We start from the raw sequence: 20946 nt of genomic DNA on the forward strand, positions 1-20946 counted from the left end.
CATGTTAGCAAACGGAATTACGCTTTCTTATGGCGAATCAAAAGGAACTTATACCAAACTTGCGGGATTGAAAGAAGTCCCTGAATTCGGTATTGAGCCTGAAAAAGTAGAGAATACTACCCTGGAAGATACGGTGAAGAAGTATGAATTTGGTATTGGTGATGCAGGGGAATTAGAATACAAATTTTCTTACAAAAATGATAGTGAGAATGCTCCTTATCGTGTTTTGCGTAAAGCAGCAGATAGCAAGAAGAAATTATATTTTGAACAAGCTTATCCAGACGGTACTAAGGTCGATTTTGAAGGTCAAGTATCTGTTAAGCTTGGAGGCGGCGGTGTCAATGCCGTTATCGAATTCACTTTGAAGATTGCTTTGCAGTCTGATCTTACATTCATTGATGGTATTGGAGGTTAATTAAATGGCGTTACCTTACTCAATTTGGAAGATTAACGATGAGAAAGAGTTGAAACTACGACTTTCATCTCATCAAGCGACAAAAGTTGAAGAAAAAATCGGTATGAACCTATTGAAAATCTTCATGCCTGAATCTGGTGAGGAATTTACTTTACCACCTTTAAAAGTTATGTTGTTACTAGTTCACGGAGCATTGCAAAAGTATGAGAATGGGTATTCTCTTGAGGATGTCTATGATCTATACGATGAATACGTGGACAACTGTGGAGACCAAACGACCTTCATGACAGAGGTTTTAATGCCACTTTTTGAAGTATCGGGTTTTACTCCACGAGGAAGCAAGGGCAAGAAAACTTCCAAGAAGAAAATGACAGTAGTCGAGTAATTTTAACGGTAACGCAGCTTGTTGAGAGGCTTTACCCGATGTTTTTGGACATCGGAGGTAAACCTCTCGATTTTTGGGATTTGACGGTGCTTGAAATCAGGGAAATGATTGAAAGTTACAACCGTGTCAAAATCCAAGAGCGTAAAGAGAAGATTATTGACTCATATAGACTTTCGCAAATGATATCCAATCACGTTTCCTTATTGTTATCCAAGGATGCTAAGGTTTTAGAGTTCTGGGAGTATGCGCCTGATTTGTTTGTAGAAGAGAAACAAGCGGTAGAACAGGAACAACAAAGACAAGCGCTTTTGTTACATAAGGAACGGATGCGTGAATTTGCAGAAAGACACAATCAAAAAAGAAAGGAGGAAGTAAATGGCGACTCTTGATGAATTGAAAGTCATGATTGACGCTGAGATAGCGCCTTTCAGGAAGAAGATGAAAGAAGTCGAGAATCAGGTCAAAGGAACATCTGACCAAGTGAAGAATGCCACTGCTAAAGTTCGTGAACAGTCGAACTCTATCGGTAGTGCGTTTGGAAAGCTAGCTAAGTTCGCTGGTTTTGCAATTCTTGGCAAGAAATTGCTTGATGTTGGGATGTATTCAACGCAGACGGCTCTTGAAGTGTCAGCGTCTATGAACCAAATCAAGCGCCAGATGGGCGAGAGTTCGCAATCTTTCTTAAAATGGGTTAACGATAACGCTAATGCTATGAATATGGGTGTGGGTGAGGCTACTAACTACGGTGCGGTTTACTCAAACCTATTTTCTGGATTTATCAAAGACACCAATAAGTTAAGCGCCTATACTGCTAAGATGCTTCAGACATCAGCAGTAGTCGCAGAGGGTACAGGTCGTAGCATTACAGACGTTATGGAGCGGATTCGCTCTGGTTTACTAGGAAACACCGAAGCAATTGAGGACCTAGGAATCAACGTCAATGTGGCTATGATTGAATCCACTGAAGCTTTTAAGCGTTTTGCAAATGGTCAAAGCTGGCAACAGTTGGATTATCAAACCCAGCAACAAATACGTTTGATGGCTATCCTAGAGCAAGCCACTGCCAAGTATGGCGACACTTTATCCAATTCAGTTAATGGCAGTATTAGTTTGTTTAAGTCCTTGATGAAGGACACTGCGTTAAATCTTGGGAATTCCATGCTACCTATTATTAATGCAATTATGCCCGTCTTGAACTCTTTTGCGATGGTATTGAAGAACGTAACTGCTAAACTCGCTGAGTTTATCGCTTTGATGTTCAACAAGAAAGCAACAGTTAAAGATGGTGTTGGTGGAGCAGTTGGAAACATGGGTAATGCCATGAAGGATGCTGCAGGCGGAGCAGGAGACCTTGCTGATGCAGTGGACGACGCTGGAGATTCAGCAGGAGGACTTGCTGACAACCTTGGAGACTCAGCCAAAAACGCTAAGAAGGCTGCTAAAGAATTGCTTGGTCTAATGGGATTTGATGAGATTAACATCTTGCAAAAACCAAAAGACGACGATGCAGGAGGTTCTGGCGGTGGAGGCGGTGGCGGAGGCAAAGGTGGTAAAGGAAAGGGAGGCGGTGGCGGACCTTTCAAAGACATCTTGCCAGAAGTCGAGTTGACTGACATGGGTAACCAATTCAAGAGCATTTTCGATGGTCTTGGAGATAAGTTAAAGGGGTTGTTTGACCTTTTCAAAAAAGGTTTTGATGCAGCGTTTAGACCAGAAGGTATAGAACGTATCAAGATCGCTTTAGACCAAATAGCTAAGACACTGGGAGAAATAGCCACTGACCCAAGGGTTGTGAATGCCTTTAACCGCATGACCGAAAAAATCGCTTATGCATTAGGGCAAGTGGTAGGCTCAATAGCCACTATCGGTTTGGGTATTGGTGTTTTTCTTGCTGAAAGTATCGCAAATGGTCTTGGAAGGCAAAAAGAACGCATTATCAGGGCGCTAGTTGCTTTGTTTGATAATATCGGTAATGTTGCAGAGGCTGTAGGAAACATTGCTCAGGCCTTTTCTAGTGCTTTCTACGATGTCATTACATCAACTGGTGCGGTTCGTATCGGTAGTGCTATTGTGTCAACATTTTTGAGTTTGAGTTCAAAAGTTGTTGAGATTGGAAGCAAACTTGGTGGTGATTTATTCAAAGGTTTAGAGCGAATTGTGACAGATAACGCTCCGAAGTTATCAAGTTCCTTACAAGGAGCTTTGGATGCGATTGCTCCAGTGTTTGAAACAATAGAGCAAGCAGTGAACCGTTTTGGTGATGCATTTAGCCGTGTGTATGATGAACATGTTAGTCCATTTATAACAACTCTTTCTAGTGGTATTTCTCAAATTGTTTCAGTCTTTCTAGATAGTTTTGATAACAATGTTACTCCAGCACTTCAAAGATTCTCTGATGGATTTGAAGATGCCTATAGCAATCATATCGGTCCAGCAATTGATTCTTTGAGTCAAGCTTTCGGGGGATTGGTTGATGTTCTCAAACAAGTCTGGGAAGATAATATGCAACCTTTTGCTGAGTTCTTAGCCGATACATTCGGTATCAGCATTGGTGGAGTTGTCGATCTACTAGGCGGAGCTATTTTAGAGGCTTTAAAAATTCTAGCCGATACAGTAAAAGCTGTTAGCGATGCTTTCATTGCTTTTTCTGATTGGTGCAAGGATAACCGAGAGATAGTTTCAGCCATGGCAACTGCAATTGGTCTTGTATCGACAGCTTGGCAAGGTATTAAATTCTTGTCCTGGGCTGAGCAAGCTGGTGGTCTTGCGGCAGGAATTGGTAAATTAAGCGGAGCTTTCACTGATTTAGTTGGTGCGGTAAAAGGATTAACAGTTGATAAGATAAAATCTTTTGCAGAAAGTGTGTATTTGAATACCTTGTATGCAAAAGACTTTGTGGTCAATTCAGGTAAATTGATTGTAGAGTTAGGAAAAACTGCTTTAGAACTTGGTAAATCTGCGCTAGCGTGGGGTGCTAATGCGGCACAAATGGGACTTGCAACAGCGGCAGAGATCGCTCAATCAGTTGCAGCAGGAGTCGCAGCAGCTGCAACATGGGCACTCAATGGAGCTATTGCGGTATTGACCAGTCCGATAACCTTGGTTATTGCAGCAATTGCAGCCTTAATTGCTATCGGTGTCTTGCTCTACCAAAACTGGGACACTGTTGTTGAGTTTGCTAAAACAGCATGGCAAGAACTATGTGATTTTATCAGTGTGATTTGTCAAGCAATTGGCGAATTTTTCAGCGGTTTATGGGCGAAGCTTCAAGAAATCTTTGAGCCGATAGGTCAATGGTTTGGCGAGAAGTTCCAGCAAGCGTGGGACGCAATTGTAAACATTTTCTCTGGTATTGGAGAGTGGTTCTCTGGTGTATTCCAAGGTGCATGGGATGCTATCGTTAATATCTTCACGCCAATCGGCTCATGGTTCGGAGAACGTTGGGCGGATGTGACTAATGCTTTAGCAAACGTAGGAGCATGGTTCACAGACATGTTTCAAAAAGCGTGGACTGGGCTTACCAACATATTCAGCAAGTTAGGTTCTTGGTTTGGCGAAAGATGGAACGATGTAAAAAATGCGCTTGCGAATGTATCTTCTTGGTTTGGTAATACATTTACGAGTGCATATAATGCGGTTAAAAATGCTTTTAGCTCTATCGGTTCGTTCTTCAGCGGTGTTTGGTCAACGGTTCAAAATATCTTTGTTAACGCTGGTCAAATGGTCGGTGATGCAGTAGGTGGAGCTTTCAGAAGTGCAGTCAATGCAGTTCTTGGAACGATTGAAAATGTAGTCAATGGCTTTATTGGTATGATTAACGGAGTTTTAGATGCTGTCAGAAGTCTTCCAGGGCTTGGATGGGTTGGTAGCGTTGGCTACGTAAGTCTACCTCGATTAGCCCGTGGTGGTATCGTTGATAGCCCAACTATAGCCATGATTGGTGAAGCTGGTAAAGAGGCGGTTGTACCACTTGAGAATACTGGATTTATACAAACATTAGGCCGAGTTGTTAGCGGTGCTGTAGTAAATGCCATGGCTGGTGTTAGCCCACAAGGTGGGTTCTCTGGTGATGGTGATATCGTTATTCAAATCGGTGGGCACGAATTTGGACGTGTAGCCATCCAAGAAATCAATCGAGAACAAGAACGTGCAGGACAAGTCTTGCTTAACATCTAAAGGGAGGTAAAATGGCACACTTAATAATAAATGGGGTGGCTGTGAAGCCTCCCAAATCTTTTCAAGTCGGTATCCAAGATATTGACGGAGAGACTGGACGAAATGCTAATGGAGACATGGTGCGTGACCGTATCACCACTAAGCGTAAGTTAGATTGTGAATGGGGCATGCTGACTCAAGATGAAGTGAGTCAGCTTTTAAATGCCGTATCGCCTGAATTCTTTGAAGTGTCTTATCCAGACCCTATGGATGGGCAAGTCACAAAGACTTTCTATGTTGGCGACAGGACAGCGCCAAGCTACTCGTTTACTGAGAAGTTCAAACCTTGGACAGGTGCTAAATTTAACTTAGTAGAGAGGTAGAAAAATGGACGCACTCAGAAAACAAAAGTTTAATCAAGCAATGTTCTCCAAAAATCGAACTCTCGCTATTAGAGTAGGGAAGTATCAGTCGAGCGACATCAAAGAAGCAAGTTTTGATTATGGTTATATCAAAGGTGATACTTATAAACCTGGTGGAACGTGCGCAGGTAGTGCTAAAATCGTCTTTACGAGCGTTATTACTACTTTCAATAAATTAGATAAGGTTTATCCTGAAATCGGTCTTTTGGTAGACGGAACCTACGAATGGGTTAAGATGGGTGAATACTTTATCAATGATATTGAGATTGACCGCAATCGTAACATGACTAAACTTGATCTCATGGATGGGATGTTCAAGCTAAATCGTGAGCACATCACTGATTTAACCTATCCGGCTGAAATTCGACATGTTATCAAAGAAATTTGTCTAAAGACTGGTATAGAGTTAGCAAATGAATACATGGATATTACATCCATGAATTACAGAATCGAGCAGATTCCGAAAGATAAAAAAATGACATTCAGAGATGTTTTGAGTCTAGCTACTCAGATGCTCGGGATGTCTTGTTTTTTTAATCGAGAAGGTAAACTCGAAATCAAGGAATTGACTGATTCAGGTATCACGATTACAGCAGATAGTTACTTCATGCACGGATTAACCAAGAGTGAAATTGAGTATCAGATAGCTGGGATATCTTGTAAAAAAAACAAAGAGATACTCACTGTTGGTTTGAGAACTGGTCGCTCACTTGAGATTGAAAATCTATTAATGTCTCAATCTGCCTTAGACAACCTTTATCACAACATCAAAGATATTCGTTATTATCCGTTTAATTTGAATTACCAAGGCCATTTATTGCTGGACGTCGGTCAGTGGGTGACCATTAAGACAAATACGGGCGAAACCTTCAAATCGCCAGTATTGAGCCAATCATTCACATTTAAAGGCGGTTTGCGTGGTCGTATTAGTGCAGATAGTAAGGCTGGTAATGATGCGCAGTATTCGTATGCAGGTACAATTACCAAAAAGATTGAACAATTTAATGAAATTGAAGCTCAAATCCAAAGTCAACTTGAAGAAGCAGATAAAGGTTTTGACCAGAAGGTTGAAAAAATCAAAAATGATTTTAGCGATCAAGTCAAACTTGCCAGAGCTAAATCCGAAGAAGTCAAGCAAGAACTGTCTGACACTATCAATCAGCGTTTCGACAGCTTTGAAAATGGTCCTTTACAAGATGCTAAACGTAGGGCTATAGAAGCCTTGAGAAACGCTGGCGCAAGCAGCTTACTCGCTCAGGAAGCCAAGCGGATTTGGTTGGATTCTGTTGCTAAACTTGAAGAATTCAAGATACAGGCTACAAGCGCTCAAACAGCTTTGTCGGGTGATTTGGATGTTCTAAAACAGACGGTCAACAATGAAGTCAACCAAGCGTCCGAACATCGCAGAACGACCACTGAGGCTCTTAGTCGAATGACTGGCCAGATGAACGGATTTGCGACGAAATCAGAGGTCAAACAAGGCATTGATGGGCTGACTCAGACATTTGCTAAGATGCGGGTCGGTGGAACGAACCTTTATATATTAAGTAATAATAAGGATATCTCTCGCAGTATCCATTTAACAGATTTGAAATTTGATATTTCATCTGGCGAAATTTCATTTCAAGCAACTGGATCAGATCCGTATTTTGGCGAAGCCACAGTTCATCCAAAAGTAGCAAGCGAACGAAATGGTGTTAGAATTCCTGTTGTTTTGGGGAAAGCAATCTATATAACAGTTTCAAATCCAATTTTTATCAAAAATTACATTTCGTATTTTGATAAAAATGGGAATACTGTGAAATCTTATAAGAAATATGCGACAAATTCCTTTCTAATCCCTTTTGAAGAAGTGAAAGGAGTCTCATTCATCTGCCTGCGTTTTGGGTGTGGAGGTTCTGATTTTGAAATCGGAAGCGTTATAAAAACTAAAATAAAAGTTGAATATGGTACTATCCCGACCGACTGGAGTCCTGCGCCTGAAGATATTGACGGCCTTATCACAGAAGCCAAGGCTACCTTCGAGCGAACGGCTCAGGGCTTGCGGACTGACTTATCAGCTATTCAGGAATATGTAAATAAAGACGGTCAGCGACAGGAAGTCTTACAACGCTACGCTCGTGAAGAGAGTGCAAAACAAGCAACGGCAGTTCGTGAGCTGGTCAATCGTGATTTCGTTGGTAAGGCTACTTATCAAGAGGACGTGAGAGGTCTTGAACGCAAGTTCGAAACTATCACCAACCCACAAAGTGGCACGATAGCGAATCAGATTGCCAACTACAAAACAGCAGTGGATGGACGATTTACTGAAATCACCTCACTGATTTCTGGTAAGGCTAATCAGACAGACTTCCAGCGAGTTAAGGAAACTAGTCAGCTTTACGAGCGTATTCTGGGCAATACTGAAAATGGGATTGTTAATAATGTGGCTCGTATGGCTATGACCAATCAGCTGTTCCAGGTTGAAGTTGGGAAGGCCTTTGCGGAACATCAGAATTTATTCTTAATCTCAACGCTCACTAAAGGATTTTTAGGGAATAATGGAATCATTAACGTAGCGAACGCTACACAAAAGGAGGTTACATCCGATTTCATTTCAGTGGATCCAAATGAAAAAATTATTTTCCAGCACTGGGTAACTCTTCCTGAGAATGGAATGGCTTGGACCGCTTGGCAATTTTTTGATAAAAACAAAAATCCTATTGATAACCGCAAACCAGGCTTAAATGCTTACAAAACAACTGTAGGCAAACAACACAACATCAATCAAATCACTGTACCAGCGAATGCTTATTTCGTCAGATTCTCAGCTCGTATGTATGATGATGGTTTGATAAAAGTAGAACACGGTTCAGTTCCATCTGATTACTCAGTAGCACCAAATGATGCCCTTGAAGCTGTTAAAACAGTACAAACTCAATTAAATGACTCATGGTCGGTTCAAAATCTGACAAGCGCAGGCTCAATCGTTTCGCAAATCAATGCGACCAACAATCAAATTTTGATTGAAGCTGAAAAGATTCGATTGAAGGGTAAGACCTTACTTGATGAGCTGACGGCTATTCAAGGTTATTTCAAACGCTTGTTCGTTGGTGAAGGTACGTTCGCGACTCTTAACACAGATATTTTGCGAGCTAACTCTATCACAGCTGATAAGCTGGTCATGGATATGGCAATGGCAAGACGTTTCGTCTCAAGTGATATCTTCACGGATACGCTTGCTGCTAAAGAAGCCTTTATCAACAAACTTCGGTCTGTTGTTGTTACCGCAACTTTGCTAGAAGGGTATAAAGGCTGGATTGGTGGTTTTCAAATCGGGACACACGATTCAGGCTCTGGTAGATGGTTGACAGGCAAGAACCATTTTTCTGTCGGTATGGGCGATGGCGAAGGAGACGAAGGGTCTACAGCTCTCTGGGTGAATTGGGGGAACCGTTGGGATCGAGTCGGAGACAAAGCTTGGTACGTGAAGAACAATGGTCAAATGTTTTGTTACAATCGTGCCGAATTTTGGAACACACCTGTTATTCACGGAGATTTGCGTGTCACAGGGGATATTTACTACAACAATAAGGCGTCAGGCGGTGGTTCAGGTTACTGGATTTCATCACCAAGATACTCAAGAATTGAGCCCTCTGGCGGCTCTTTATATTTATATTATTCCGGCGGAGGTTACGACTGGATACCGATGAACAAAGACGTATCTGACCGTCGATACAAGCACAATATCGAAGCTAGTACAGTTTCTGGGCTAGGTGTAGTCGAAAGTCTGAAGACGTACAGCTACCGCAAAGAATACGATGGAAAACTTGAGTATATTTCTTGCGGTATCATGGCGCAAGATGTTCAAAAGTATATCCCAGAGGCTTTCTTTGAGAATCCAGACGGCGCATACTCATATCGCACATTTGAACTTGTGCCTTACCTAATTAAGGCCATCCAAGAATTAAATCAAAAAATAGAAAAATTGGAGAAAACAGCATGAACGAAACATTGAATCAATTAGTTATGGAGTCGCTATCTAAGAAATTAGCACAAGTAGAAATACAAGCCGCGCAAAACGAAGTATTCTATCTCTTTGCTGCAAGTGAATTGCAAAAGATGAATGAAGTTTTGGAATACGACCCTGCTCTAAAAGAGCTATTTGAAGAAGTGAAAGGAAAAATGACAAATGGCAATCAGTAATTATGAATTAGCAACCAAACCATATCTTCGTGGTTCGGGTGATAATATCCGAACAGTGGTTGAAATCCGTTTAGAAGATGGGACTCGCTACAGCACCAACATGCGTGAGCTCTCAGGAGACCGTACAGGAGATTCTGACGATGTTTTAATTAAATCGGTATTAGACATTGTTAAGACTGAAATTGATCCGTCTAGCGCAATCGTGCAAGCTCAGGAGCAACTTAACAAGGCCAAGGAAGATTTGACTGCTAACAAAGAGTATCTTGAGTCTGTTTCAGCAATTACTGAAGTCTTGATTGCTCTTGCTATCTCTCAAAACGGAGGCATGCCTACTTATGCTTATTCTAAGGTAGCTGCATTTGTTAAGCCTCTTGTCAAGACTGCACGATATGCGAATGGTGACATTATTGCCATGCCTTATCCATTTGAAACTAATGCTAAGTGGCCTAAAGGTACGCTGACTATCTTCAAGTTCCAGATGCAGGAAAAAGAAGGCTATACTTACAAGGAGCAGGATCTTTCTGAAATGCTTCAAAAAGGCATCTTGACTGTTGTTATGCCACGGATTGAGTAGAGAGGAGAGTGTATGCGAGACTTACCACTACATGAACTTATTGAACATCTGAAGAATCTTTCATCCAGTCCTTACATTCATATCTTTTTTTGGCTCATGATTTTGGATATTGTAACGGGATATGTCAAGGCTTTTAAAACCAAGCGATTTGATAGTAAGATCGGTACTATGGGATTGATTCGTCATTTCGTAGTATTCACGGTCATCTTACTTGTTGCGATGTATGCTCGTTCGCTTGGTGTTCGTCCACTAGGAATTACCTGGACGATGTTCTTCATTGCTAACTATTTAGGCTCTGTACTTGAGAATTGGGAAGCGATTGGTTGGGCATTCCCAGAATTCTTAAAACCATATATCAACCAAATCAAAAAAGACAATGCTAGAAAACTTGGTCAATTATTAGTAAACATTGACCAGAAAGACAAATTTGACGAAAAGGAGAAATAACATGCAACAAATTACTGAAATCATCACAAACGGAGCGATTAGCATCCTTGTTATCTTGGTAGGGGTAGCAGTTAAAACTGTTAAAGAATACCTGATCAAGAAGGGTGGAGAAAAAACAATCAAGATTGTTGAAATCCTTGCTAAGAATGCAGTAAACGCAGTAGAACAAGTATCTGCTGAAACTGGCTACAAGGGCGAAGAGAAGCTAGAACAGGCACGTATTAAGATTCGTGCTGAGCTTAGCAAATACAATATCAGCATGACTGACCGTGATCTTGATACCTTCGTAGAGTCAGCAGTTAAGCAGATGAATGATGCGTGGAGAGGGGAATAGCAATGGTCGAAATTATTAACCATACAATTTTTAATGGGATTTCAGGATCCCGACCAACTGAACGTCCAAAATATTACGTTTTGCATAACGATGCAGGCTCAAAAAACGCAAAGGCCTACATCGAATGGCTCCAATCACGATACGACAATGGTCAAGCTGAACTTGGTTTCGCACATTACTACATCACAAGAGATGCAATTGTGCGAGTTGAAGACACATATAACGGCTCATGGTCTGCTGCTAACTACGATGCTAACATGAACTCTCTTAGCTACGAAGTATGTCAGCAGTTAAGTGCATCAGATGCCGAGTTTATCGAAAATGAAAACATGGTATTGCGCCAAATGGCAGAGGACATGACTTACTACGGTGATACTCCAAACTATTCAAATATCAAGTTCCACAATGAGTTTTCAAGCACCTCGTGCCCTGCTCGTTCACTTGAATTACACGGTGGCTCCAATGACAGCTTGCGTAACTATGTGATTGCTAAGATTAAGCATTATCAATCGCTCGGCTCAACTGTTCAAGAAATGCTTGGTGGCGATGATGTTCAGGAAGGTTGGAAGAAAAATGCTACTGGCTGGTGGCATGTTAACTCGGATGGTTCTTATCCTGCTAATAGCTGGCAGAAGATTGACGATGTCTGGTATTACTTTGATAGCAACGGATACATGAAGGCTAACTCATGGCACAAGCACACAGACGGCTACTGGTACTACTTGCTCCCAAGTGGAGCCATGGCTACTGGTTGGGCACTCATTGCTAACAAGTGGTACTACTTCAAAGAAACTGGAGCCATGGCCACTGGATGGGTCAAATATAAAGACCACTGGTACTACCTCGATGCCAAGGATGGCGACATGAAATCCAAGCAGTTCATTAAGTCAGCAGATGGTTCTGGTTGGTACTATCTTAAATCAGACGGAACAATGGCAGATAAGCCAGAGTTCACAGTCGAGCCTGACGGTTTGATTACCACAAAATAAAATAGAAAGACTCAAAAATATTGTACACTAACCGCAGGCAGTAGCTTGCGGTTTTTTGTTTGGCCTGAAATACGCTTGATAATCGCTTGAAGTCCCTGAAAATCCTTTATAGATAGAGGGTTAGGAGCACTCTTTTTCGCTTGAATATCTTTATTTTGTTCTGAAGTTTTGAAAAAAGTGAGGGGCAAAAAAGGGGCAAAAATGTCGTAAACCTCTGTAAAACGATGTAGAAAATCAACTTTACCCTCGCTTTAACTCTCTAAATTTCAACGTATTGTGAAACAGTGTAAATTATAGTATCGCCTATAACTGTTGTGTGCTCTTTTTTTGTGCTTTAAAGAAAATAGTTTAAGTATGGCGAAATAGGAATGAGTTTGTTAATAAAAGGGAAAATAAGGGATATTTGAAATATCTTTAAATTTTTTTGTATGATTTTATTGTTTGCTTTTTGATAAGACACTTTTCTTTATTTTATATAGAAGATTTTTCGTGCTTTTTTCGAATAAATAAGATAAAATAGCCTAGAATAGATGATAATAGAAAAGAGAAGATTATGAAAATTCGTGGTTTTGAACTAGTTTCTAGTTTTACAGATGAAAATTTGCTACCAAAGCGTGAGACAGCGCATGCGGCTGGTTATGATTTAAAGGTTGCGGAGCGTACAGTCATTGCTCCAGGAGAAATCGTCCTCGTCCCAACTGGGGTCAAGGCCTATATGCAGCCGACAGAGGTTCTCTACCTCTATGATCGTTCTTCAAACCCTCGTAAGAAGGGCTTAGTCTTAATCAACTCGGTTGGTGTCATTGATGGGGACTATTATGGGAATCCTGGGAATGAAGGACATATCTTTGCACAGATGAAGAATATTACCGACCAAGAGGTTGTTCTTGAAGTTGGGGAACGTGTGGTTCAGGCTGTCTTTGCTCCTTTCTTAATTGCAGATGGAGATGAGGCAGATGGCGTGCGGACTGGTGGATTTGGATCAACAGGGCACTAAGATGAAGATTATCTTTGTACGTCACGGGGAGCCAGATTATAGTATGCTTGATAAACTTGAAAATCCGCAACTCTATAGTGGTTTTGGTCGTGATTTAGCACCATTGACAGGAAAAGGTCGCAGTCTGGCAAAAGAAGTTGCTAAAACCGCATGTTTTGGAAAGGCAGAGATTATTATTTCATCGTCTGTGACGAGGGCTTTAGAAACAGCACATTATATAGCGGTTGAAACAGGATTGGACTTATTTGTGGAGCCGTTTTTTCATGAGTGGCGTCCAGACTTAGATGGCACTAACTCTGATTTAACTAGTGTATTGGTAGCTCATGAATATTATCTAAAACATCAAGGAGGTTTACCTGAAGATTCTCCTTGTCGCTATGAAACTGCTCTGGAGATGCGTCATCGTTTTTTAAGAACTTTGGAAAAATATAAAAATTATAAAACTATTATCATTGTAACTCACGGAATGCTCATGCGCCAGTTTGTACCAAATGAGAAGATTGATTTTTGCCAAGTGATTGAATGTGAGATAGAGATATAGAAAGAGGTTTATCATCGCAAAGAAAAAAGCGACATTTGTATGTCAAAATTGTGGGTATAATTCCCCTAAATATCTGGGACGTTGCCCCAACTGTGGAGCTTGGTCTTCTTTTGTTGAGGAAGTTGAGGTTACAGAGGTCAAAAATGCGCGTGTGTCCTTGACAGGGGAGAAAAGACAGAAAGAAGAAATTTGCGACCGGCTTGTTGCTTGTATCTTCTCGTATCTTTGAGAAGCGTCGGGCTTCTTGTTTTACTAATCCAGATTTAAAAGATTTTTTAGAGGAAAACGGTGCTAAAAGCATAGAATTTATAGGGGTAGATGGCAATGGCTGTGTTAAGGCTTCCGTTTTGGCAGCTACCAAGGAGAATTATCAGATTTCTGTCGATTTGTCTGCTGTCGGAGTTGCCAACCAGAAGAAATTCTCTAAAACACTGAAGCAGTGGCAAGATTTCGGAATCAAGATTGGATAGTTTTATGGGGATCTTAATATGAAAATTATTTTTATCCGTCACGGGGAGCCAAATTACCGTGAGTTAGAGGAGCGTTCCTATACTAGATTCGGGATAGATTTGGCACCCTTATCTGAGAAAGGAAGACAACAAGCTCAGGAACTTTGCAAAAATCCTTTGTTTGGCTCAGCTGATATCCTGGTGTCTTCTGCAGTGACGCGAGCTTTAGAAACGGCTTTTTATGTATCCTGTGCTACTGGCCTTCCTTTGAGGGTAGAGCCATTATTGCATGAATGGCAGGTTTATGAAACAGGTATAGAGAACTTTGAAACAGCTAGATGTCTGTTTTTAGAAAACAAGGGGGAGTTGCTCCCAAATTCTCCTGTTCAATATGAGACAGCTGAGGAAATGAGGTCTCGGTTTCTAGAATCTATGGGCAAGTATCGAGACTATCAGACAGTCGTTGTTGTCACTCATCGAATGCTGATACGGCAGTTTGTGGCAAATGAGAAGATTGATTTTTGCCAAGTGATTGAGTGTGAGATAGAGATATAGAAAGAGGTTTATCATCGCAAAGAAAAAAGCGACATTTGTATGTCAAAATTGTGGATATAATTCACCCAAGTATCTAGGGCGCTGTCCAAACTGTGGGTCTTGGTCTTCTTTTGTAGAAGAGGTTGAGGTTGCCGAGGTCAAAAATGCGCGTGTGTCCTTGACAGGGGAGAAAACCAAGCCCATGAAACTGGCTGAAGTGACCTCCATCAATGTCAATCGAACAAAGACCGAGATGGAGGAGTTCAATCGTGTGCTTGGAGGCGGAGTGGTACCAGGAAGTCTTGTCCTTATCGGTGGGGATCCTGGGATTGGGAAATCTACGCTTCTCTTACAAGTCTCAACCCAGCTGTCTCAAGTAGGGACAGTTCTCTATGTCAGTGGGGAGGAGTCTGCTCAGCAAATCAAACTCCGTGCAGAGCGTTTAGGTGATATTGATAGCGAGTTTTATCTCTATGCAGAGACCAATATGCAGAGCGTGCGGGCAGAAATAGAGAGAATTCAGCCAGATTTTCTCATCATCGACTCTATCCAGACCATCATGTCTCCTGAGATTTCTGGAGTTCAAGGTTCTGTGTCTCAGGTGCGTGAGGTGACTGCAGAACTCATGCAGCTGGCCAAAACCAATAACATTGCTATCTTTATCGTAGGGCATGTGACCAAGGAAGGAACCTTGGCGGGTCCTCGTATGTTGGAGCATATGGTGGATACGGTGCTTTACTTTGAAGGGGAGCGCCACCATACCTTCCGTATCTTGAGAGCAGTCAAGAACCGTTTTGGCTCGACAAATGAAATTGGGATTTTTGAGATGCAATCAGGTGGCTTGGTTGAGGTGCTCAATCCGAGTCAAGTTTTTCTAGAAGAGCGTTTGGATGGGGCCACTGGTTCATCAATCGTGGTAACTATGGAAGGGACACGTCCGATTTTGGCGGAGGTTCAAGCCTTGGTGACACCGACTATGTTTGGAAATGCCAAGCGGACTACAACAGGCCTTGATTTCAATCGTGCTAGCTTGATTATGGCTGTTTTGGAGAAACGGGCAGGCTTGCTCCTTCAAAATCAGGATGCTTATCTTAAATCAGCTGGAGGTGTCAAATTAGATGAGCCTGCTATTGATTTGGCAGTTGCGGTTGCTATAGCTTCGAGCTATAAGGACAAGCCAACCAATCCTCAGGAATGTTTTGTAGGAGAATTAGGTTTGACTGGAGAAATTCGGCGCGTGAATCGTATCGAGCAGCGTATCAATGAAGCAGCGAAACTTGGATTTACAAAAATCTATGTACCGAAAAATTCCTTGCCTGGAATCAAACCGCCTAAGGAAATTCAGGTGATCGGAGTGACGACTATCGGAGAAGTCTTGAAAAAAGTATTTTCCTAATAGTCTTACTCAGTTTTAGATTGCAAAACACTTTATAGCCAATATTTATTAAAAACAAGGAGGAATTTCTGATGAAATTTTCTATGGATAGTCAAATGCAATTTCCTTTGGTAGAGTTTTCACTCAATCAAGGAGAAACCGTCTATATCCAGCGGGGTAGCATGGTCTACCACACACCCAATGTAAGTCTCAATACCCAGCTCAATGCTAGCGGTTCTGGTTTAGGACGATTTGTCAAAGCCGTGGGACGTTCCATGGTTTCTGGCGAAAGTACTTTTATTACTCAAGCTGTTGCGGAGTCTGACAACGGCAACCTTGCTCTAGCACCAGATACTCCTGGTCAAGTGATTGCTCTTGAGTTAGGTGAAAATCAGTACAGATTGAATGATGGGGCCTTTCTGGCTCTTGATGGTACGGCTTTCTATACAATGGAGCACCAATCTATTGGGAAAGCACTTTTCGGGGGTCAAGGTGGTCTTTTCGTAATGACTACTCAAGGTCAGGGAACTCTCTTGGCCAATGCTTTTGGCTCTATCAAGAAAATTGAGCTACAAAACCAAGAAATAACCATCGACAATGCCCATGTGATAGCTTGGAGTCAATCTTTGGACTATCATATCCACTTAGAAAATGGCTTCTGGCAGTCTATTGGTACAGGCGAAGGAGTGGTGAATACCTTCCGAGGTACCGGTGAGGTCTATGTACAAAGTCTCAATCTTCAAAGCTTTGCAGGCTCTCTTAACAAGTATATTCAAAAAGGTTCATAATAATAAAAAAACTAGGGCAGAAACCCAAGCTAGAAGCTGGATGTCTCTGTCCTGGTTTTTTAATAAGGAGGTTGACAGCTGACAAGACAAAGAAAAGATGGTAAGATAGAAGATAAATAATTTGGTGTTCAAATTATCTTAAAAGTAAGAAAGTGTGTTGTCATGTCGTATTTTGAACAGTTTATGCAAGCCAACCAGGCTTATGTTGCCCTGCATGGGCAGTTAAATCTGCCAATCAAGCCGAAAACAAGAGTAGCCATTGTGACTTGTATGGACTCACGTCTGCACGTTGCACAAGCTTTGGGGTTAGCACTTGGAGATGCTCACATTTTACGGAATGCGGGAGGTCGAGTGACAGACGATATGATTCGCTCACTCGTGATTTCTCAGCAACAAATGGGAACAAGAGAGATTGTGGTTCTTCATCATACAGACTGTGGTGCTCAGACATTTCAAAACGAAGAGTTTCAAGAACATTTAAAAACTGAATTAGGGGTTGATGTCTCGGGTCAAGATTTTCTCCCTTTTCAAGACGTTGAGGAGAGTGTTCGTGAGGATATGCAGTTACTTCGAGAATGCCCATTGATTCCAGATGATGTGGTTATTTCAGGGGCTGTTTATGATGTGGATACAGGAAGTATGAGAGAGGTATACTAACTTTTCCCTTGTGAGTTCCTATCTTCCTATGAGATAGAATGTCTAAGTTATCACATTTCAGCTTGAATATAAGGAATATAAATGAGCACAAGACAAGGGGATAAATGTCCATTCTTGTCTTATTTTTTATTGAAAAATCAAGAAAAAAGCGCTACAATGGTAGTTGGAAAAATGTTGTGAAAAAACACAAGTGATACATAAATACTGGAGGAAATCATGTCTTTTTCTGATTTAAAGCTGTTTGCCCTTTCTTCAAATAGAGAATTGGCAGAGCGTGTGGCGCAAGAGATTGGGATAGAGTTGGGAAAATCGACTGTACGTCAATTTTCAGATGGAGAAATTCAAGTTAATATCGAAGAATCGATTCGTGGGAAACATGTCTTTATCCTACAATCAACTAGCTCACCTGTAAATGACAATCTGCTAGAAATTTTGATTATGGTAGATGCTTTGAAACGTGCCAGTGCAGAATCTGTCAACGTTGTTATGCCTTACTATGGTTATGCACGTCAGGATAGAAAGGCGAGAGCGCGTGAGCCAATCACTTCAAAACTTGTAGCAAATATGCTTGAAGTAGCTGGAGTGGATCGTTTGCTGACGATTGACTTGCACGCTGCGCAGATTCAGGGATTCTTTGATATTCCTGTCGATCACTTGATGGGTGCTCCTTTGATTGCAGATTACTTTGAGCGTCGTGGCATGGTTGGTTCTGACTATGTGGTTGTCAGCCCAGACCATGGTGGGGTGACTCGTGCACGTAAATTGGCAGAGTTTTTGAAAACTCCAATTGCTATTATTGACAAACGTCGTAGCGTAGACAAGATGAATACCAGTGAAGTGATGAACATCATTGGTAAGGTAGAAGGCAAGACTTGTATCTTGATTGACGATATGATCGATACAGCTGGTACAATCTGTCATGCAGCAGATGCTCTTGCTGAAGCTGGTGCTGTCGAAGTTTACGCAAGCTGTACGCACCCAGTTCTTTCAGGGCCTGCTATGGATAATATCCAGAAATCAGCTATTAAAAAATTAGTTGTTTTGGATACTATCTACCTACCAGAAGAGCGATTGATTGATAAGATTGAGCAAATCTCTATTGCACATCTCTTGGCGGATGCTATCATCCGTATCCACGAAAAACGTCCTCTATCTCCATTATTTAGTATTGAGAAGAAAATCTAACGAATTCGTTGGATTAGACAAAACTCCTAACAAAGTGATAGGCCTTGTTGGGAGTTTTCTTAATTAGATCAGAAAAATGTGAAAATTTCACTAATTGTTCGTTTTTTAGTCCATTTTTTTCCTTAATTCTTCGAGAATATTGCTTATTTTTTAAGAATATAATAAATTTTACTCGTTTTTTACCAGAAATTTTAAAAATACTTTAAGAAAAAGCTTGACAACTCTAATATATGTGATATAATTTGAGTTAATAAGGGTTATCCTTATAATTAAAATTAAACTTAAAGAGGAGATAAAACAATGAAAAAAGTTTTATTATCATCAGTGGTAGCACTTACAGTATTTAGTGCTTTCCAAGCTGTTTCAGCTGACAACGGTGTAGTACCAGCTGATAAACAATACAAACCAGCTCAACCAGTGAAAGACCCACGCCATCCTGAAAATGACAATGGTTATGGTGCTCCATCACTTGTAAAAGGTACCGTTACTGTAACAGTTGTTGATCTTTCAACTGGTAAACCAGTAGAAGGTGCTACTGTAGACTTCAATGCTGGTGGCAAATACTCATCATCAACAACAGGTGCTAATGGTGTTGCTACATTGGAAGGTGTTGAACCAGGTACAGATGTTGCATATCGTTTGAATGTTCCAGCTGGATACGCAGAAGACTCATTCGTTGGTCATGTTAAAGCAGTTGCTGGTAATGTTCCTGCGACATTCTCAATTCGTCCAGCAACACTTGAAAACAACCGCCCTACAATTCATCCAAGTAAACCAGCTGCAACAACAGGTGATGGTTCAGCTCAACAAGCCGCTAACAATGCTGGTCAAGCAGCTACTCAACCAGAACCTGGTAAACCAGGTGCTACAGACCAAGCTAAAAAAGCAGACGACGCTGCTAAAAAAGCTGGTGTAGACGCTAAATCAGGTCAAAAAGCCCTTCCAAAAACACACGCTGCTAAATAATTTTATTTAAAAAGTAGCCAATCACTGAAACTTGGTTTCAGTGATTTTTTTGGTAAAAAATGAGGGAGGAAAAGATGAGTAGACGTTCTACAAGAAAGAAATCACCTATTGGTAAAATAATTGCTTCTATTGTTGCAGTAGCTATCGTTGCTTTGGGAGGCTTTTTTATCTATAGTAGCTTCCTAGCTCCGACAGCAGATAAACAAAATGATGTTAAGGTTACCCAGGAAGCTCCAAAGCAAGCCTATACTGCGAGTAAAGAAGAAAAAGAATATCTCGCTAATAAATTTAAAGGCTTGCTTGCAACAAACTCTGAAGCAATCGCTTATGTATACGCTCCAGGAACAGAGTTAGATGAGCCGGTTGTTCAAACAACGGATAATGCGACTTATTTAGATAAGCGTTTTGATGGCGTTATCGAACCTCTAATGGGAGCAGTCTTTATGGACGCTGATAACAAGAAGGATTTTAGTGATCGCTTGACTTGGCTATTTGGTCACGCTCGTGGTAGTAAAGTTCAAGATCATCGTATGTTTAATGATGTGAACTATTACAGTCGGCAAGATTATTTTGATAAGCATCCCTATGTAGTCATTGAAACTCCAGAGAGAAAGTATTATTATGAAGCTGTTGCTATGATTATTGTTCCAGAAGAAACAGCTTTTTACCGTACTTCTTTTGATGATGACAAGGATTTCGAGAAACAGCTAAGTATTATTTATGATACTGCAGAGGTTAAGAAACCAAATGTTAAGGTATCAGCTAAGGATAAATATCTTGTTCTTTCTACTTGTCGTGAAGAGGATGACACGATTCGTGCAAATCTCTATCTGCGACAAATTCCTGATTCAGAGATGAGTGACTTTGTCAAACAACATGGTGAAGAACTTAAATATAAACCAACAAGAGAATAATCTTTAAACAAAAACTTTGTGAATCCTCCTCAAATTAAATGAAATAGTTTAATTTTGGGAGGATTTTTGATTTTTGTTTTTATAGTAAATTTCTGCAAACCCTTTCAAAATATGCTATACTGATGAAAAAGGAGGGTTTTTATGACTCAAGAATTTATCAATCCAAGTGATGGCGTGATCCGTCAGTATCTAGCAAACAGTAAGACTCTAGCAGTAGTAGGCTTGTCTGATCGTGAAGAAACAACTAGCAATCGAGTGATCAAGGAAATGCAGGCTCGTGGCTATAAAATCATACCAGTAAACCCTAAGGCTGCAGGTGGGGAAATCTTGGGAGAAAAGGCTTATGCCAGTCTAGCTGAGATTCCTTTTCCTGTAGATATTGTCAATGTCTATCGTCGAAGTGAGTTTCTGCCTGATGTAGCGCGTGATTTTCTCAAGGCAGATGCTAAGATTTTCTGGGCGCAACTAGGACTTGAAAGTCGAGAAGCGGAAGAAATCTTGCGTGCTGGAGGTTGCGATGATATCGTGATGAATCGTTGTATTAAGAGAGAACATACACGCTTAATACTTGAACAATAAAAAGGTAGCTTGCGGGCTACCTTTTGTGTTATACTCAATGAAAATCAAAGAGCAA

The 20946-nt window shown here is 41.0% G+C and carries 21 protein-coding genes and 2 pseudogenes; all 23 read left to right on the plus strand.

Features of this window, described 5'->3' with window-relative positions:
- Nucleotide 1 precedes the first annotated feature (1 nt).
- Complete coding sequence (locus AXE83_RS00560; protein WP_060955020.1) at nucleotides 2–415, plus strand: phage tail tube protein; 414 nt, start codon at nucleotides 2–4, stop codon at nucleotides 413–415.
- A 4-nt stretch (nucleotides 416–419) separates the two neighbouring features.
- Entirely contained in the window at nucleotides 420–800 is a 381-nt protein-coding gene (locus AXE83_RS00565) for a DUF6096 family protein (RefSeq protein WP_060955021.1), read from the plus strand.
- 38 nt (nucleotides 801–838) lie between these two features.
- Nucleotides 839–1189, plus strand: a complete 351-nt coding sequence (locus AXE83_RS00570) for a hypothetical protein (protein WP_060955022.1) — start codon at nucleotides 839–841, stop codon at nucleotides 1187–1189.
- Nucleotides 1176–4976, plus strand: coding sequence for a phage tail protein (locus AXE83_RS00575; protein ID WP_060955023.1), 3801 nt, complete (start codon nucleotides 1176–1178; stop codon nucleotides 4974–4976). The genes AXE83_RS00570 and AXE83_RS00575 overlap by 14 nt, the downstream gene beginning before the upstream one ends.
- An 11-nt stretch (nucleotides 4977–4987) precedes the next feature.
- Nucleotides 4988–5338, plus strand: coding sequence for a DUF6711 family protein (locus AXE83_RS00580; protein WP_060955024.1), 351 nt, complete (start codon nucleotides 4988–4990; stop codon nucleotides 5336–5338).
- Between the two features lie 4 nt (nucleotides 5339–5342).
- A complete protein-coding gene (locus AXE83_RS00585) occupies nucleotides 5343–9362 on the plus strand; it encodes a tail fiber domain-containing protein (RefSeq protein WP_083500958.1) in 4020 nt (1339 codons plus the stop codon).
- Complete coding sequence (locus AXE83_RS00590; RefSeq protein ID WP_060955025.1) at nucleotides 9359–9562, plus strand: hypothetical protein; 204 nt, start codon at nucleotides 9359–9361, stop codon at nucleotides 9560–9562. The genes AXE83_RS00585 and AXE83_RS00590 overlap by 4 nt, the downstream gene beginning before the upstream one ends.
- The gene (locus tag AXE83_RS00595; RefSeq protein ID WP_060955026.1) at nucleotides 9549–10136 is read left to right on the plus strand and encodes a hypothetical protein; all 588 of its coding nucleotides are present in this window, start codon (nucleotides 9549–9551) and stop codon (nucleotides 10134–10136) included. Before AXE83_RS00590 ends, AXE83_RS00595 begins: the two co-directional genes overlap by 14 nt.
- A gap of 12 nt (nucleotides 10137–10148) precedes the next feature.
- Nucleotides 10149–10583, plus strand: a complete 435-nt coding sequence (locus tag AXE83_RS00600) for a phage holin family protein (protein WP_060955027.1) — start codon at nucleotides 10149–10151, stop codon at nucleotides 10581–10583.
- A 1-nt stretch (nucleotide 10584) separates the two neighbouring features.
- Nucleotides 10585–10917, plus strand: a complete 333-nt coding sequence (locus AXE83_RS00605; RefSeq protein ID WP_060955028.1) for a phage holin — start codon at nucleotides 10585–10587, stop codon at nucleotides 10915–10917.
- Nucleotides 10918–10919: 2 nt separating this feature from the next.
- The gene (locus AXE83_RS00610; RefSeq protein WP_060955029.1) at nucleotides 10920–11906 is read left to right on the plus strand and encodes an N-acetylmuramoyl-L-alanine amidase; all 987 of its coding nucleotides are present in this window, start codon (nucleotides 10920–10922) and stop codon (nucleotides 11904–11906) included.
- Nucleotides 11907–12459: 553 nt separating this feature from the next.
- Complete coding sequence (locus AXE83_RS00615; RefSeq protein WP_000701981.1) at nucleotides 12460–12903, plus strand: dUTP diphosphatase; 444 nt, start codon at nucleotides 12460–12462, stop codon at nucleotides 12901–12903.
- 1 nt (nucleotide 12904) lies between these two features.
- Nucleotides 12905–13444 carry a histidine phosphatase family protein gene (locus tag AXE83_RS00620; RefSeq protein ID WP_060956340.1) on the plus strand — a complete coding sequence of 180 codons (540 nt, stop codon included), beginning with the start codon at nucleotides 12905–12907 and terminating at the stop codon, nucleotides 13442–13444.
- Between the two features lie 10 nt (nucleotides 13445–13454).
- Nucleotides 13455–13616: pseudogene (locus AXE83_RS10785) on the plus strand (DNA repair protein RadA); the annotation flags it as partial.
- Nucleotides 13612–13914 (plus strand): annotated as a pseudogene (locus AXE83_RS00625) (isochorismatase family protein); the annotation flags it as partial. The pseudogenes AXE83_RS10785 and AXE83_RS00625, both read left to right, overlap by 5 nt.
- An 18-nt stretch (nucleotides 13915–13932) precedes the next feature.
- On the plus strand, nucleotides 13933–14448 hold the full coding sequence (locus tag AXE83_RS00630) for a histidine phosphatase family protein (protein WP_060955030.1): 516 nt from the start codon (nucleotides 13933–13935) through the stop codon (nucleotides 14446–14448).
- Nucleotides 14449–14458: 10 nt separating this feature from the next.
- Nucleotides 14459–15823 carry a DNA repair protein RadA gene (gene radA, locus AXE83_RS00635; protein WP_083500959.1) on the plus strand — a complete coding sequence of 455 codons (1365 nt, stop codon included), beginning with the start codon at nucleotides 14459–14461 and terminating at the stop codon, nucleotides 15821–15823.
- A gap of 71 nt (nucleotides 15824–15894) precedes the next feature.
- Nucleotides 15895–16590: a TIGR00266 family protein gene (locus AXE83_RS00640; RefSeq protein WP_060955032.1), complete on the plus strand. Its 696-nt coding sequence runs from the start codon at nucleotides 15895–15897 to the stop codon at nucleotides 16588–16590.
- A gap of 162 nt (nucleotides 16591–16752) precedes the next feature.
- On the plus strand, nucleotides 16753–17247 hold the full coding sequence (locus tag AXE83_RS00645) for a beta-class carbonic anhydrase (protein ID WP_006147430.1): 495 nt from the start codon (nucleotides 16753–16755) through the stop codon (nucleotides 17245–17247).
- Nucleotides 17248–17463: 216 nt separating this feature from the next.
- Nucleotides 17464–18432, plus strand: coding sequence for a ribose-phosphate diphosphokinase (locus tag AXE83_RS00650; RefSeq protein ID WP_000010179.1), 969 nt, complete (start codon nucleotides 17464–17466; stop codon nucleotides 18430–18432).
- A gap of 300 nt (nucleotides 18433–18732) precedes the next feature.
- Nucleotides 18733–19398, plus strand: a complete 666-nt coding sequence (locus AXE83_RS00655) for an LPKTxAVK-anchored surface protein (RefSeq protein ID WP_223299865.1) — start codon at nucleotides 18733–18735, stop codon at nucleotides 19396–19398.
- Between the two features lie 74 nt (nucleotides 19399–19472).
- Nucleotides 19473–20312, plus strand: coding sequence for a class B sortase, LPKTxAVK-specific (gene srtB / locus AXE83_RS00660; RefSeq protein ID WP_060955033.1), 840 nt, complete (start codon nucleotides 19473–19475; stop codon nucleotides 20310–20312).
- A 141-nt stretch (nucleotides 20313–20453) separates the two neighbouring features.
- The gene (locus AXE83_RS00665; RefSeq protein WP_060955034.1) at nucleotides 20454–20891 is read left to right on the plus strand and encodes a CoA-binding protein; all 438 of its coding nucleotides are present in this window, start codon (nucleotides 20454–20456) and stop codon (nucleotides 20889–20891) included.
- The last annotated feature ends 55 nt before the right edge of the window (nucleotides 20892–20946 follow it).

The organism is Streptococcus sp. oral taxon 431, assembly GCF_001553685.1.
Lineage (GTDB): Bacteria > Bacillota > Bacilli > Lactobacillales > Streptococcaceae > Streptococcus.